This window comes from Streptomyces acidiscabies (genome assembly GCF_020010905.1).
GTDB lineage: Bacteria > Actinomycetota > Actinomycetes > Streptomycetales > Streptomycetaceae > Streptomyces > Streptomyces acidiscabies.
Map to the genome: position 1 here is coordinate 1,961,455 of NZ_JAGJBY010000001.1, position 13,044 is coordinate 1,974,498.

The window sequence follows — 13,044 nt, forward strand, 5'->3', positions numbered from 1 at the left end:
AGTAATCATCGCTGGTGCTACATGGTCTGTACAGTTGATCCTCGACGCATGCGACCAGCACATCTCCTCCTCGCCGTCCTCGTCGCCGCGATCTGGGGCGTCAACTTCACCGTCATAGAAATCGGTCTCGACCACTTTCCGCCGCTGCTCTTCTCCGCCCTGCGCTTCCTGGTGGCCGCGCTGCCCGCCGTGTTCTTCGTGGGGCGGCCGAAGGTCGCGTGGAAGTGGATCGTCGGCGTGGGGCTCTCGCTCGGCGTCGCGAAGTTCGGGTTCGTCTTCGTCGGGATGGACGCGGGGATGCCGGCCGGGCTCTCCTCGCTCGTCCTCCAGATCCAGGCCGTGTTCACCGCGCTGATCGCGTTCGCGGTGCTGGGCGAACGACTCACGCGCATACGGGTGTTGGGGATGGTTGTCGCCTTCGCCGGGATCGGGGTCGCCGCCGTCGACGAGGGAACCGCCGGGCCGCTGGGGGCATTCGCACTCGTCATCGCCGGTGCCGCCTGCTGGGGTGTCTCCAACGTCCTGACCCGCAAGGCCGCGCCGCCCGACGCCCTCAACTTCATGGTGTGGGTGAGCACGGTCCCCGTACTCCCGCTGCTCGCCCTGTCGTTGCTCACCGAAGGCCCGCGCCGCGACCTCGACGCCCTGCGCTCCCTCGACCTCGCCGGCGCCGGAACGGTCCTCTTCGTCGCCTGGGTCTCCACCGTCCTCGGCTTCGGCGCCTGGGGCTGGCTCCTGCGCCGCCACCCCGCCTCCACGGTCGCCCCCTTCTCCCTCCTCGTCCCCGTCTTCGGCATGTCCTCCGCGGCCCTGTTCCTCGGCGAACCGGTGAGCCCACTGCGCTGGTGCGCGGCGGTACTGCTGGTGGGCGGGGTGGCACTGACGTCGCTGGTGCCGGGGAGGAAGGTTGTGGAAGCGGTTGCACAAACGCCGGGCGCGGACCCGGGCGCGCGAGTTGTGCAACCGGTTACGCAAACACCGGGGACGACTTCGCGGACGCCGGTTGTGGAAGCGGTTGCACAACCGACGGAGTCGGCCCAGCGGTCATCCGTTGTGTAAACGGTTGCTGAAACGTCCGGACGGTACGCCCCCGGCCCCACCACCAACCTGACGAACCTCCCATACCAACCCCTGGACGCTCCCGCTCCCATCACCCCCGGCACGGGATCATGAGGGGCATGCCCCTCGTCGACATCCCCGGTTCCAAGTCCCTCACCGCCCGCGCCCTCTTCCTGGCGGCAGCGGCGGACGGTGTCACGACCCTCGTGCGCCCCCTGCGCTCGGACGACTCGGAAGGGTTCGCCGAGGGGCTGAGCAGCCTCGGTTATCGGGTCGGGCGGGCGCCGGACGTCTGGCAGGTGGACGGCCGCCCGCAGGGCCCGGCGGTCACGGACGTGGACGTGTACTGCCGGGACGGCGCGACGACCGCCCGTTTCCTGCCGACGCTCGCCGCCGCCGGCCACGGCACGTTCCGCTTCGACGCCTCGCCCCAGATGCGCCGCCGCCCCCTCCTCCCACTCACCCGCGCCCTGCGCGACCTCGGCGTGGACCTGCGCCACGAGGACGCGGAGGGCCACCACCCCCTGACGGTCAACGCGGCCGGGGTGGAGGGCGGCGAGGTTGTCCTCGACGCCGGCCAGTCCTCCCAGTACCTCACCGCGCTGCTCCTCCTTGGTCCCCTCACCCGCACGGGCCTGCGCATCCGCGTCACCGATCTGGTCTCCGTGCCGTACGTGGAGATCACGATCGCGATGATGAGGGCGTTCGGGGTGGAGGTGAAACAGGAAGCAACCGTTTCCACAAACGAACCCGGCGCCTCGGGCGAGCGCGTCTACACCGTCCCGCCCGGCGGCTACCGCGCCACCACCTACCCCATCGAACCCGACGCCTCCACCGCGAGCTACTTCTTCGCCGCAGCGGCCCTCACCGGCGGCGAGGTCACCGTCCCCGGCCTCGGACAGGGCGCACTTCAGGGCGACTTGGGCTTCGTGGAGGTCCTGCGCAAGATGGGCGCGTACGTCGAGATCGCCGCCGACCGTACGACGGTGCGGGGAACCGGCACGCTGAACGGCGTGACGGTCACCATGCGCGACATCTCCGACACGATGCCCACCCTCGCCGCGATCGCCCCCTTCGCCACCGGCCCCGTCCGCATCGAGGACGTCGCCAACACCCGCGTCAAGGAGTGCGACCGCCTCGACGTCTGCGCGGAGAACCTGCGCCGCCTCGGCATCGACGTTGCGACGGGCCCCGACTGGATCGAGATCCACCCCGGCACCCCGAAGCCCGCCGAGATCACGACCCACGGCGACCACCGCATCGTCATGTCCTTCGCGGTCACCGGCCTGCGCACGCCCGGTATTTCGTTCGACGACCCCGGTTGCGTCCGCAAGACTTTCCCCGGTTTCCACGAAGCGTTCGCGCAGTTGAGGAAGGACATCACCGGGTGAGATTCGAGGCGGGCCAACAGCCACTCCTGTACGGCGACTTCGTACGTCTGGAACCATTGGACCGGCGCCACGCCGCCGAGTTGGCGCGCGCGGCGCAGGAGGACCGGGGGACGTACGCGTACACCTGGGTCCCGACGCTCGCCGAACTGGACCGCTACCTCGACCTCCAACTCGCCCGCGCAGCCGACGGTTCGATCTCCCCGTTCGCCCAGATCTCGGCGTCCACGGGCCGCGCCGTCGGCGTGACGGCCTACTGCGAACCCCGCGCCTGGCTCGACCCCGACCGGCTCGACGCGGTTGAGGTCGGCCACACCTGGCTCGCCGCGTCCGCCCAGGGCACCGGCGTCAACGCGGAGGCCAAACTTCTCCTGTTCCGGCACGCGTTCGAGGTCTGGCAGGTCTCCCGAGTCGACCTGAAGACCGACGCCCGCAACGCCCGCTCCCGCGCGGCCATCGCCGCTGTCGGCGCTGGCTTCGAGGGCGTGCTGCGCAACTGGTCCCCCTCCAAGTACCCCGGCGAGGAAGGCGAGTTGCGTGACTCGGCGATCTTCTCGATCACGTCCGAGGAGTGGCCGGAGTGCCAGACCCGCCTGGAGGAGCGGATCGCCCGCTACACGCCTACGAAGCGGACGGCTCTCGCGTAAGCAACTTCCCTACCTCCACGGGCAGTTGCTCCCGCACGCTCATCGCTACCAACAACGTCTCCGTGGACTCGTCCACGACGATCGCCACCGACGGGTCCACACCGGCGACGGAGTACGCGCGTACCTCCCGCGCCGCGCTCCCGGGGTCGTCGTCCCCGCCCGTGTCGTCACAGGTGGGCAGCACCGCCGTACCGACCGCCTTCCCGAGCGTGAACTCGGCTCCGGCCAGGTCGGAGTACCGCCGTCCGTCGAAGTCGGCGACGAACGCGCAGGACGCCGTGCTGTCGTCGGCGGTGCACCCACTGGCGAGCGTGGCTCCGACGCCCATGGCCAGCAACACGGTGAAACGGCTTACTACGGTTCTCACAGCGGGACATCTCCTCCGTACGGACGACTCGTCACGACGGTGACGCCCCGCCCCCGAGGAACGTTCACCTCCGCCCCTCCACCAACAGATCCCACCAGGGAAGACGGCACTGGACCCGCCATCTCGACGCTGGGGATGATCACCCCATGACCTCCTCCTTCCTGATTCTCCACGGCTGGCAGAACCACAGACCCGAGGGCCACTGGCAACACTGGCTGGCCGCCCGCCTCACCGACCTCGGACACGAGGTCGTGTACCCCCAGCTGCCGGACCCGGACAACCCCGAACTCGACGTCTGGCTGGCGGAGTTCGAACGCCACTTGACCGCGCCGACCCGCGACTCGCTCACACCGGACCACCAGCCCACGCCGCCCCACGACCTCACCGCGCCGGGTCACCAGCCCACGCCGAACCGCGACTTGACCACGTCGGGTCATCAGCCCGCGCTGGCCGACGACTTGACTGCGCCGAGCCACCAGTCCGCCCCGGCCGACGACTTGACCCCGCCGTCCCACCCGACCGCCCCGCTCCGCGACCTCACCGAGCCGACCCTCGCCCTCACCACGCCGCCCCGCTCTCGAATCGTCATCGCCCACAGCCTCGCCACCGTCACCTGGCTGCACGCCCTCGCCCGCAACCTCCCCGGCCTCGACACAGTCGCCCGCACCCTCCTCGTCTCCCCGGTCACGGTCGTCACCGACTACCCCGAGATCGCCGGCTTCGCCCTCCCTCCGCTGACCGGCCTCACCCCGCCGTCCCCGACGCGCATCGTCGCCGGGGACGACGACCCGTACTGCCCCGAGGGCGCCCAGGCGGCCTACGGCGACCCCCTGGGCGTGACCGCCGAAGTCCTCCCCGGTGCAGGCCACTTGACGCCGGACGACGGGTACGGCTCCTGGCCGTCGGTGCTGGAGTGGTGCCTGAACGGCGAGACGAGGCTGACGGCGAGGTGAGGCGGGGGAGGTCAGGCGAGGGGAGCGCGTACCGTACGGCGTTCGCCGCCGCCGAGCCCTCTTACCCCGGGTCCTCTCGAGTTGGGCCCGCCGATGCTGGGCCTCCTTATCCCGGCCCCTCTCGCGCCGAACTCTCTCGTGCCGGGCCCCCTTACCCCGGGCTCTCTCGTGCCGAGCCCCCTTATACCGGGTCCCTCGCCAGCCCCCTCGCGCCGAGCCCTCTCCCGACGAGCTTCCCCCCCCGTTATGTTTTCCGTGGTCCTGCAAGAGGGCCGCTGGCCTCCGGGCCCGGCCCCCTTACCCCGGGCCCCCTTACCCCGGGCCCCCTTACCCCGGGCCCCCTTACCCCGGGCCCCCTTACCCCGGGCCCCCTTACCCCGGGCCCTCTCGTGCCGAGCTCACTCGCTCCGAGCCCCCTGCGCGGGGCTCTCTTGTGCCGGGCCTCCTTACGCCCAGCCTCCTCGCGCTGGGCCCCCTTACCCAGGGCTCTCTCGTGCCGGGCCCTCTCGCGCAGAGCTTCCCCCCGAACCGGGCCCCCTCACCCCGGGCTCTCTCATATCGGCCTCCGTATGCCGAGCTCTCCCCGTCGAGCCCCCCTACACCGACCCCACTCATGCCCAGCCCCTCACACCAAGCCGCCTCACACCAAGCCCCCCTCACACAGCCCCCTCCCGTCGCTCCCCACACCGCTCCCCACCCCCGCCGAACCAACCGCCCCAACCGAAACGCCCCCTATTCCCACCAACCCCACCCCCCACTACCACCAACCCCGCAAGCCCCGCACTCACCCACAACGCATCCCGATAATCCCCAGTCACCTCAGTAACACCCCCCGCCACCAACGGCCCCACAACCGCCCCCAAGTTAAGCGCGACAGTAGCGAATGCCCCCGCCAGAACCGGCGCTTCACCAGCCCCGACGTACAACACCCGCCCCACCAGAGCCGATCCACCCCCGAACGACAACGCGCCCAACACCAGCGCCCCACCGAAGAGCACACCACCCCACTCCCCGGTCAACGCCAACCCACCCCAAGCCAGCGGCAGTACCCCCAGCACCACCCTCAGCCACGCATCTCCCTTGCGCCCGACGGCAGTCACCCCGAAGAACGCCCCCACCCCGAACACGGCGAGCAACACCGGCACGGAGACATCGGGCAGCCCGGCAACTTCCGTACCGATGACGGCGAGGTACGAGAACCCGGCGAAAGTAGCCCCGTTGACGGCGGCCCCCATGAACAGCGCACGCCGGAGGGACCCCCGCCGCAGCGAACGAAGTTCGCCACGGACACCGAACTCCCCAACCCCGCCCGGGGATTCACCCCCGGACACCCGAACAACCCACCCCAGCGCGGGCAGACACAACCCGGCCACACCCCAGAACGCGGCCCGCCACCCGAACCACTCCCCGAGCAACGCCCCCGCAGGCACCCCCACCGCACACGACAGGGTCACCCCCGCAAGCAGCACGGAAGTAGCCCGCCCAGCCAACTCAGGCGCGACCAGGGAAGAAGCCGTCGACAACGCCACAGCCAGAAACCCCGCGTTGACGACAGCCGCCACCACCCGAGTCCCGAACAGCACCGAGAAATCCGAGGTAACCGCTCCCACAACATGCACGACGACGAACGCCGCCAGGAACCCGCCCAACGCCGCCCGCCGGGGCAACCGCGCCCCCACGACGGCCATCACCGGCGCCCCCACGACCATCCCGACCGCATAAGCGGACGTCAGACTGGCCGCAGCCCCGACGGACACGGACAACTCGCGCGCGATGCCGGGGATCAGCCCCGACAGCATGAACTCAGAGGTGCCTTGCGCGAAAACGGCAAGGCCGAGGACGTACAGAAAAACAGGCAAGGGAAGCCGCTCCAGCCAGAGAGGAGAGAGTGCACGGACGCTGACGTACAGGTCCCGCGCGCTGAAACGGCGCCGATGTGGCCCAGAAAAGCCTCAGTTACCGGTTACTACTCAGCCGCACGGGATCTGCGGCCGAACTCTGTCCGACTCGGGGCTCGACATGCCCGGCACGCTACAAGCCCACCCCACCTCCGATCAACCGCTCAACACCACTGCACCTCCGACCAACCCCCACACCGCCCCACCTCCGGCCAACCGCTCAACCCCGCCCCACCTCCGACCACCGCCCAACACCACCGCACCTCCGACCAACCCCCGCCCCGCCCAACCACTCCCCGATCAACCGCCCAACACCCTCCGCACCGCCTCCACCACCGGCACCCCCACCTCCCCCACCACCACAGCCACCCCCATAACCGCAGTCAACGCCCGCCGCAGCACCCCAGGTTCAGCCCCCTCCCCGATAACCCGCAACGCCTCGTCAAGGCTCTCCCGATCAGCCGGAGACACCTGCCCCCGCAACGCGCGAACAGCGACCACCATTTCCCGGAACGCAGCCTCCGAATCACCGGCCGACTGATACGTGTTCTGGATCTTCCCGACGTTCCCCGCCCCGCCGTACATGTTCACGACATCCCCCTGATGAAAATGACGACCCTCTTCGGCGTTCAATTCCCCTGCTTCCCCACGTTGTTGTTCCCGCCGACCATATTGATCTTGTCCCCGATGTGATAGTTCTCGACCTGGATCTGGAATTCCGCCTCGGGATTGTCGATCGCGTCCATGATCTGGAAGACGAGCCGCGAGACGAGGGCCTTGTCGGTGCTGACGAGCGCGGTGTACGGCGTCCCGGCGGTCTCGATGACGAGCGCGTGGTAGACGGGCGTGACCAGGACGGACACGAGCCGAGCGACGAGGACGAACCCGAGCGCGCAGTCGAGGAGGAGGACGAGGTCCGAGACGGTCCCGGCGTCCGCGTTGTTCAACTCCCCATGCGAAGCCGCCGAGACGATCACGCCGGAGACGATCACCAGGACCAGCGCATAGCCGAAGAACTGCCCCAGCGCGACCATCCGCCGAGGCCGAATCCGAACCGTCGTAGCCCGCGCGATGTTGTGCAGCGGATACGCCTCCGCCCCCACCCACAGGATTCGCCGGCTGACCCGGACATCGATGACTTCGCGCTTGGCCATGACGGATTCCCCCGAACCGGCGCCCAAGAACAAGGACGCTCCCCCGACAGGGAAAGAGCATCCTCGCGCATCACCGACTCGGCAAGCGGAATGCAAGAAAAAGAATCCCGCTGATTTATTCGATTAACGGCTCACCGACAAGACCGACAACGGCCCGCAGAAACCCCCAGCAACTATCAGCAACCTCTAGTAGCCCCCAGCAACCGCTTACCCCCGCGGCGCCCCGGAGGACCCCCGAACCATCAACTCCCCCCGGATCACGGCAATCCCCCCGGGCGGCGGCTCCTCCCGCCCCATCGCAATCCGCCCCGCCCGAGCCCCCGCCTCAGCAAGCGGCAACCGAACAGTCGTCAACGCAGGCACCGCATCGATACTGAACGGCAAGTCATCGAAACCGGCTACAGAAACGTCATCAGGAATCCGCAACCCCGAGTCCCGCAGCGCGGCGCAAGCCCCGAGCGCCACAGAGTCGTTAGCGGCGACAACAGCAGTCAACGACGGGTCGCGCCGCAGGAGTTCGAGCGTAGCCTCATACCCCGCCCGTCGGTCATAAGGCCCATGAACGGTCCACCCGGCCAACTCCTCGACCCCAGCGGCCTCCAGAGCCGCCCGATGCCCCTCAAGCCGATGCCGAGTGGTCGTCCGCTCCTCGGGCCCGGCGATATAGCCGAGCCGCCGATGCCCGAGCCCGAGGAGATGCTCGGTCAACTCCCGCCCCCCGCCCCGGTTGTCGAAGGTGAGCGCGATCGCCCCGGTGTCCGGCGCCGGAGGCCGCCCGCACAGCACGATCCGCGTCCCCGCCTCCTCCAGCCGGCGCAACTTCGCGGCCACGGCCGCCGCGTGGGGCTCGTTCTCCATCGCGCCGCCGGTCAGGACGACGGCCGCAGCGCGCTGCCGTTGCAGCAACGTCAGGTAAGTCAACTCACGTTCGGGATCGCCCCCGGTGTTGCACACGACCGCGAGCCGCTCACCCCCCGCGCGCCCCCCGGTCCCACCGATCTCGGACTGAATGGCACCGGCCATGATCCCGAAGAAGGGGTCGGCGATGTCGTTGACCAGGATGCCGACGAGATCGGAGGTGGCGGCGGCGAGCGCGCTCGCGGGGCCGTTCAGGACGTAGTCCAGCTCGTCCACGGCGCGCAGGACCCGCTCCCGGGTCGAGGCCGCGACGGGATAGTTCCCGTTCAGTACGCGCGACACCGTCGCGGGGGAGACCTGTGCGCGGGCCGCCACGTCCGCCAGGGTCACCGTCATCTCGTCGTCCTCCGGGGTCGCGCGTCGCCGTACATCGTCGTACCGGAGAGACCCTACGGCCGAACGGCCGTACCGTTCGCCCCCTCGAACGACCCGAGTGTCTCGAACTGGACACGGTCTTGTCCGGACCACTGGTCAGAGGCTAGCTTGCCAGGAGTAATAGAAAGCGCTTGCTGTGACGCTGATCAGGTGGAGGCGTGCGTGCGGCGCACTCTCCCCGCGTACGACTTCTCCGAAGGGACCGACGTGACACGCAAAACGGTGCGTATCGCCATGAACGGCGTCACCGGACGGATGGGCTACCGCCAGCACCTCGTCCGATCCATCCTCGCCCTCCGCGAACAGGGCGGCCTCGACCTCGGCGACGGCACGGTGCTGTGGCCCGAACCGATCCTCGTCGGCCGCCGCGAGCACGTGCTGCGCGCGATGGCGGACGAACACGGTCTGGAGCACATCTCCACGGACGTCGACGCGGTCCTCGCCGACCCGACCGTCGACATCTACTTCGACGCCCAGGTGACCTCCGCCCGCGAGGACGCGATCAAGAAAGCGATTACCGCGGGCAAGCACATCTACACCGAGAAGCCGACCGCGACCGGCCTCGACGGCGCCCTGGAGCTGGCCCGCCTCGCGAACGCGAAGGGCGTCAAGCACGGTGTCGTCCAGGACAAGATCTTCCTCCCTGGCCTGCTCAAGCTGAAGCGCCTCATCGACGGCGGCTTCTTCGGCCGCATCCTGTCCATCCGCGGCGAGTTCGGCTACTGGGTCTTCGAGGGCGACTGGCAGCCGGCCCAGCGTCCGTCGTGGAACTACCGCGCGGAGGACGGCGGCGGCATCGTTGTCGACATGTTCCCGCACTGGGAGTACGTCCTGCACGAGCTGTTCGGCCGCGTGAAGTCCGTCCAGGCGCTCGCCACGACCCACATCCCGCAGCGCTGGGACGAGAACGACAAGCCGTACGACGCGACGGCGGACGACGCCGCGTACGGCATCTTCGAGCTCGACGGCGGCGCCATCGCCCAGATCAACTCGTCCTGGGCCGTGCGCGTCAACCGCGACGAACTCGTCGAGTTCCAGGTCGACGGCACCGAGGGCTCGGCCGTCGCGGGCCTGCGCAACTGCCGCGCCCAGCACCGCAGTTCGACCCCGAAGCCGGTCTGGAACCCGGACATCCCCGCCACCGAGGTCTTCCGCGACCAGTGGCAGGAGGTCCCGGACAACGGCGAGTTCGACAACGGCTTCAAGGCACAGTGGGAACTCTTCCTCAAGCACGTGTACGCCGACGCCCCCTACCACTGGGACCTCCTCGCGGGCGCCCGCGGCGTCCAACTCGCCGAGCTGGGGCTGAAGTCGTCCACCGAGGGCCGCCGCTTCGACGTCCCGGAGATCTCGCTGTGACCATCCAACTCCCCTCCCCGGACGGCGGGTTGCACGCGTACGAGCCACGCGCCGAACCCTTCGCCGTCACCCCCGGCGTCCCCTTCACCTCCCGTACGGTCTTCTCGGCGGCCCACGTCGTCGCGGACCCGTACGCCGACGTGTCGCCCGACTCCCCGGCCGCCGTCGACTGGGACGCCACCCTCGCCTTCCGCCGCCACCTCTGGTCCCACGGCCTCGGTGTCGCCGAGGCGATGGACACCGCACAGCGCGGCATGGGCCTCGACTGGGCGGGCGCGGCGGAGCTGATCCGCCGAAGTGCCGCCGAGGCCAAGGCGGTTGGCGGACGCATCGCGTGCGGCGTCGGCACCGACCAGCTCACGGACGGCGGGTCCCTCGCGGCGATCCGAGCGGCCTACGAGGAGCAGTTGGCGCTCGTCGAGGAGTCCGGCGCCCAGGCCATCCTGATGGCGTCCAGGGCGCTCGCGGCAGCCGCCCAGGGCCCCGAGGACTACCTGGAGATCTACGGCCACCTCCTGCGCCAGGCCGCCGAACCGGTCGTCCTGCACTGGCTGGGCCCCATGTTCGACCCGGCACTTGAGGGCTACTGGGGCTCCTCCGACCTCGACGCGGCGACCGACACGTTCCTCGAAGTGATCGCCGCCCACCCCGACAAGGTCGACGGCATCAAGGTCTCCCTGCTCGACGCGCAGCGCGAGGTGGACCTGCGCCGCAGGCTCCCGCAGGGCGTCCGCTGCTACACCGGCGACGACTTCAACTACCCCGAGCTGATCGCGGGAGACGAGAAGGGCTTCAGCCACGCCCTCCTCGGCATCTTCGACCCGCTGGGCCCGCTCGCCGCCGAGGCCGTACGCGTCCTGGACACGGGCAACACGGCCGGTTTCCGTGAACTCCTCGACCCCACCGTCGAGTTGTCCCGGCACCTGTTCCAGACGCCGACCCGCTTCTACAAGACGGGAGTTGTGTTCCTCGCCTGGCTCGCGGGACACCAGTCCCACTTCACGATGGTCGGCGGCCTCCAGTCCGCGCGCTCCCTCCCGCACTTCGCCCGCGCCTACCAACTCGCCGACGGCCTGGGCCTGTTCCCGGACCCGAAGCTCGCCGAGGAGCGCATGAAGAGCCTGCTCGCGGTGTACGGGGTGAACCAGTGACCGACCTCGCGCGCTTCTCCATCAACCAGATGACGGTCAAACAACTGTCGCTCCCCGAACTCGCCAACGCCTGCGCCGAGTTGGGCATCGACAAGGTCGGCCTCTGGCGGGACCCCGTCCAGACGTACGGACTTGACGCCACCGCCAAGCTCGTCCGCGACGCCGGCCTCACCGTCACGACCCTCTGCCGGGGCGGCTTCTTCACGGCGATCGACCCGGCCGAGCGAACGGCGGCCCTCGCCGACAACCGCCGCGCGATCGACGAGGCGGCCACCCTCGGCACCGACACCCTGGTTCTGGTCTCCGGCGGCCTCCCCGCCGGCTCCAAGGACCTCCACGGCGCCCGCGAGCGGATCGCCGACGCGCTGGGGGAGTTGGGCCCGTACGCCGAGCAGCACGGCGTACGTCTCGCCATCGAGCCGCTCCACCCGATGTACGCCTCGGACCGCTGCGTCGTCTCGACGCTGGCCCAGGCCCTGGACATCGCGGAACGCTTCCCGGCGCACCAGGTGGGCGTGGCCGTCGACACGTACCACATCTGGTGGGACGACGACGCGCCCGCGCAGATCGCCCGCGCGGGCGCAGGGGGCCGCATCCACACCTTCCAACTCGCCGACTGGACAACCCCGTTGCCCGAAGGCGTGCTCAACGGCCGGGGCCAGATCGGCGACGGCGCGATCGACATGCGCGAGTGGAAGCGCTACGTCGAGGACGCCGGGTACACCGGGGCCATCGAGGTCGAACTCTTCAACGACCACCTCTGGGCCCGCGACGGCCGCGAACTCCTCGCGGAGACGGCGGCGCGGTTCGTGGAGCACGCGATCCGCTGACCCGCACCGCACCGACCACCCCTCGCCGATTCCGGTGCGGGGTGGTCGTCTTTCTGTGAGGACCACCCCGCATCCGCCGGGCCGTGATCTCATGCCCGCATGATCGCGTCCGTCACCCAACTCCACCGCTACCCGGTCAAGTCGATGCTCGGCGAACGCCTCCCGGCCGCCACCCTGACCGACCGAGGCCTCACCGGCGACCGCCGCCTCGCCCTCCTCGACCGGGAGACCGGCAAGATCGCGAGCGCCAAGTCCCCCCGCCTCTGGCGGGAGTTGCCGCGCTGTACGGCGGTGTCGGCCGCAGCCGGCGTCCACATCACCACCCCCGACGGCCACCGCATCGCCGCCGACGACCCCGGCGTGCACGAGGCCCTCTCTGCCCACCTCGGCCGCGAGGTCACCCTCATCGACGTACCGCCCCCGGCCGCGAGCCTGGACAGGGACCGTCCGGAAGAGGTACTGGACCAGGGCGTCACGGCCCAAGTCGCCCACGACGTCGTGCGGTTCGGGTCGGCGGCCCCGCCGGGCACGTTCTTCGACTTCGCCCCCGTCCACCTCGTCACCACGTCCACCCTGCGGACACTGGCGGCCCTCAGCCCACGCGGCACGGTCGAGGCGGAGCGGTACCGGGCCAACCTCGTGATCGGCACGGCGGGGGAGGGGTTCCCCGAACACGCTTGGGTAGGACGGGAGTTGGCCATCGGCGACGCCGTACTCCAGATCATCGCCTCGACCCCGCGCTGTGCCGTACCGACCCTGGAGCACGGCCAACTCCCGCGCGACCCCGAGGCGTTGCGCATCCCGGCCCTACACAACCGGGTCCCGGCACTGCCGGGGCGGCAACCCGAACCCTGCGTGGGCGTCTACGCGAAGGTCGTACGGGGCGGCTCGGTGCGCGAAGGGGACGCCGTACGCCTCTGAAGCTACGGCCGGAAAAATCTTGCG

At 69.9% G+C, this 13,044-nt stretch carries 13 protein-coding genes and 1 pseudogene; 9 read left to right on the top strand and 5 right to left on the bottom strand.

Annotation, left to right across the window (positions count from 1 at the left end; translation table 11 throughout):
• Positions 1-48 precede the first annotated feature (48 nt).
• The 3 genes from J8M50_RS09275 to J8M50_RS09285 all read left to right on the top strand — a co-directional run bounded on the left by J8M50_RS09275 (position 49) and on the right by J8M50_RS09285 (position 3,094).
• On the top strand, positions 49-1,059 hold the full coding sequence (locus J8M50_RS09275) for an EamA family transporter (protein ID WP_010350152.1): 1,011 nt from the start codon (positions 49-51) through the stop codon (positions 1,057-1,059).
• A 119-nt stretch (positions 1,060-1,178) separates the two neighbouring features.
• Positions 1,179-2,450 carry a 3-phosphoshikimate 1-carboxyvinyltransferase gene (gene aroA, locus J8M50_RS09280; RefSeq protein WP_010350151.1) on the top strand — a complete coding sequence of 424 codons (1,272 nt, stop codon included), beginning with the start codon at positions 1,179-1,181 and terminating at the stop codon, positions 2,448-2,450.
• Positions 2,447-3,094, top strand: coding sequence for a GNAT family N-acetyltransferase (locus J8M50_RS09285; protein ID WP_010350150.1), 648 nt, complete (start codon positions 2,447-2,449; stop codon positions 3,092-3,094). The genes aroA and J8M50_RS09285 overlap by 4 nt, the downstream gene beginning before the upstream one ends.
• Here the strand turns inward: J8M50_RS09285 and J8M50_RS09290 are convergent.
• Entirely contained in the window at positions 3,069-3,461 is a 393-nt protein-coding gene (locus J8M50_RS09290) for a DUF6281 family protein (protein ID WP_010350149.1), read from the bottom strand. The genes J8M50_RS09285 and J8M50_RS09290 overlap by 26 nt on opposite strands.
• 146 nt (positions 3,462-3,607) lie before the next feature.
• Here J8M50_RS09290 and J8M50_RS50040 point away from each other — a divergent pair.
• Both J8M50_RS50040 and J8M50_RS09295 read left to right on the top strand, forming a co-directional pair.
• Positions 3,608-3,784, top strand: a pseudogene (locus tag J8M50_RS50040) (alpha/beta hydrolase); the annotation flags it as partial.
• A gap of 96 nt (positions 3,785-3,880) precedes the next feature.
• Positions 3,881-4,414 carry an RBBP9/YdeN family alpha/beta hydrolase gene (locus J8M50_RS09295; RefSeq protein WP_050987103.1) on the top strand — a complete coding sequence of 178 codons (534 nt, stop codon included), beginning with the start codon at positions 3,881-3,883 and terminating at the stop codon, positions 4,412-4,414.
• A gap of 656 nt (positions 4,415-5,070) precedes the next feature.
• On the opposite strand, the gene J8M50_RS09300 is transcribed toward J8M50_RS09295, so the two are convergent.
• From J8M50_RS09300 to J8M50_RS09315, 4 genes are all read right to left on the bottom strand, one after another.
• Positions 5,071-6,273: a Cmx/CmrA family chloramphenicol efflux MFS transporter gene (locus J8M50_RS09300; RefSeq protein WP_010350147.1), complete on the bottom strand. Its 1,203-nt coding sequence runs from the start codon at positions 6,271-6,273 to the stop codon at positions 5,071-5,073.
• A gap of 339 nt (positions 6,274-6,612) precedes the next feature.
• The gene (locus J8M50_RS09305; protein ID WP_029183335.1) at positions 6,613-6,945 is read right to left on the bottom strand and encodes a hypothetical protein; all 333 of its coding nucleotides are present in this window, start codon (positions 6,943-6,945) and stop codon (positions 6,613-6,615) included.
• A complete protein-coding gene (locus tag J8M50_RS09310; protein ID WP_010350145.1) occupies positions 6,942-7,466 on the bottom strand; it encodes a DUF6232 family protein in 525 nt (174 codons plus the stop codon). Before J8M50_RS09310 ends, J8M50_RS09305 begins: the two co-directional genes overlap by 4 nt.
• 207 nt (positions 7,467-7,673) lie before the next feature.
• Positions 7,674-8,720, bottom strand: a complete 1,047-nt coding sequence (locus J8M50_RS09315; protein WP_010350144.1) for a LacI family DNA-binding transcriptional regulator — start codon at positions 8,718-8,720, stop codon at positions 7,674-7,676.
• A gap of 246 nt (positions 8,721-8,966) precedes the next feature.
• Between J8M50_RS09315 and J8M50_RS09320 the strand changes: the two genes are divergently transcribed.
• The 4 genes from J8M50_RS09320 to J8M50_RS09335 all read left to right on the top strand — a co-directional run bounded on the left by J8M50_RS09320 (position 8,967) and on the right by J8M50_RS09335 (position 13,020).
• The gene (locus tag J8M50_RS09320) at positions 8,967-10,118 is read left to right on the top strand and encodes a Gfo/Idh/MocA family protein (protein WP_010350143.1); all 1,152 of its coding nucleotides are present in this window, start codon (positions 8,967-8,969) and stop codon (positions 10,116-10,118) included.
• Positions 10,115-11,269, top strand: a complete 1,155-nt coding sequence (locus tag J8M50_RS09325; RefSeq protein WP_010350142.1) for a dihydrodipicolinate synthase family protein — start codon at positions 10,115-10,117, stop codon at positions 11,267-11,269. The genes J8M50_RS09320 and J8M50_RS09325 overlap by 4 nt, the downstream gene beginning before the upstream one ends.
• Positions 11,266-12,099 carry a sugar phosphate isomerase/epimerase family protein gene (locus J8M50_RS09330; protein WP_010350141.1) on the top strand — a complete coding sequence of 278 codons (834 nt, stop codon included), beginning with the start codon at positions 11,266-11,268 and terminating at the stop codon, positions 12,097-12,099. The genes J8M50_RS09325 and J8M50_RS09330 overlap by 4 nt, the downstream gene beginning before the upstream one ends.
• 99 nt (positions 12,100-12,198) lie before the next feature.
• Positions 12,199-13,020, top strand: a complete 822-nt coding sequence (locus J8M50_RS09335; protein ID WP_010350140.1) for an MOSC domain-containing protein — start codon at positions 12,199-12,201, stop codon at positions 13,018-13,020.
• Positions 13,021-13,044 lie beyond the last annotated feature (24 nt).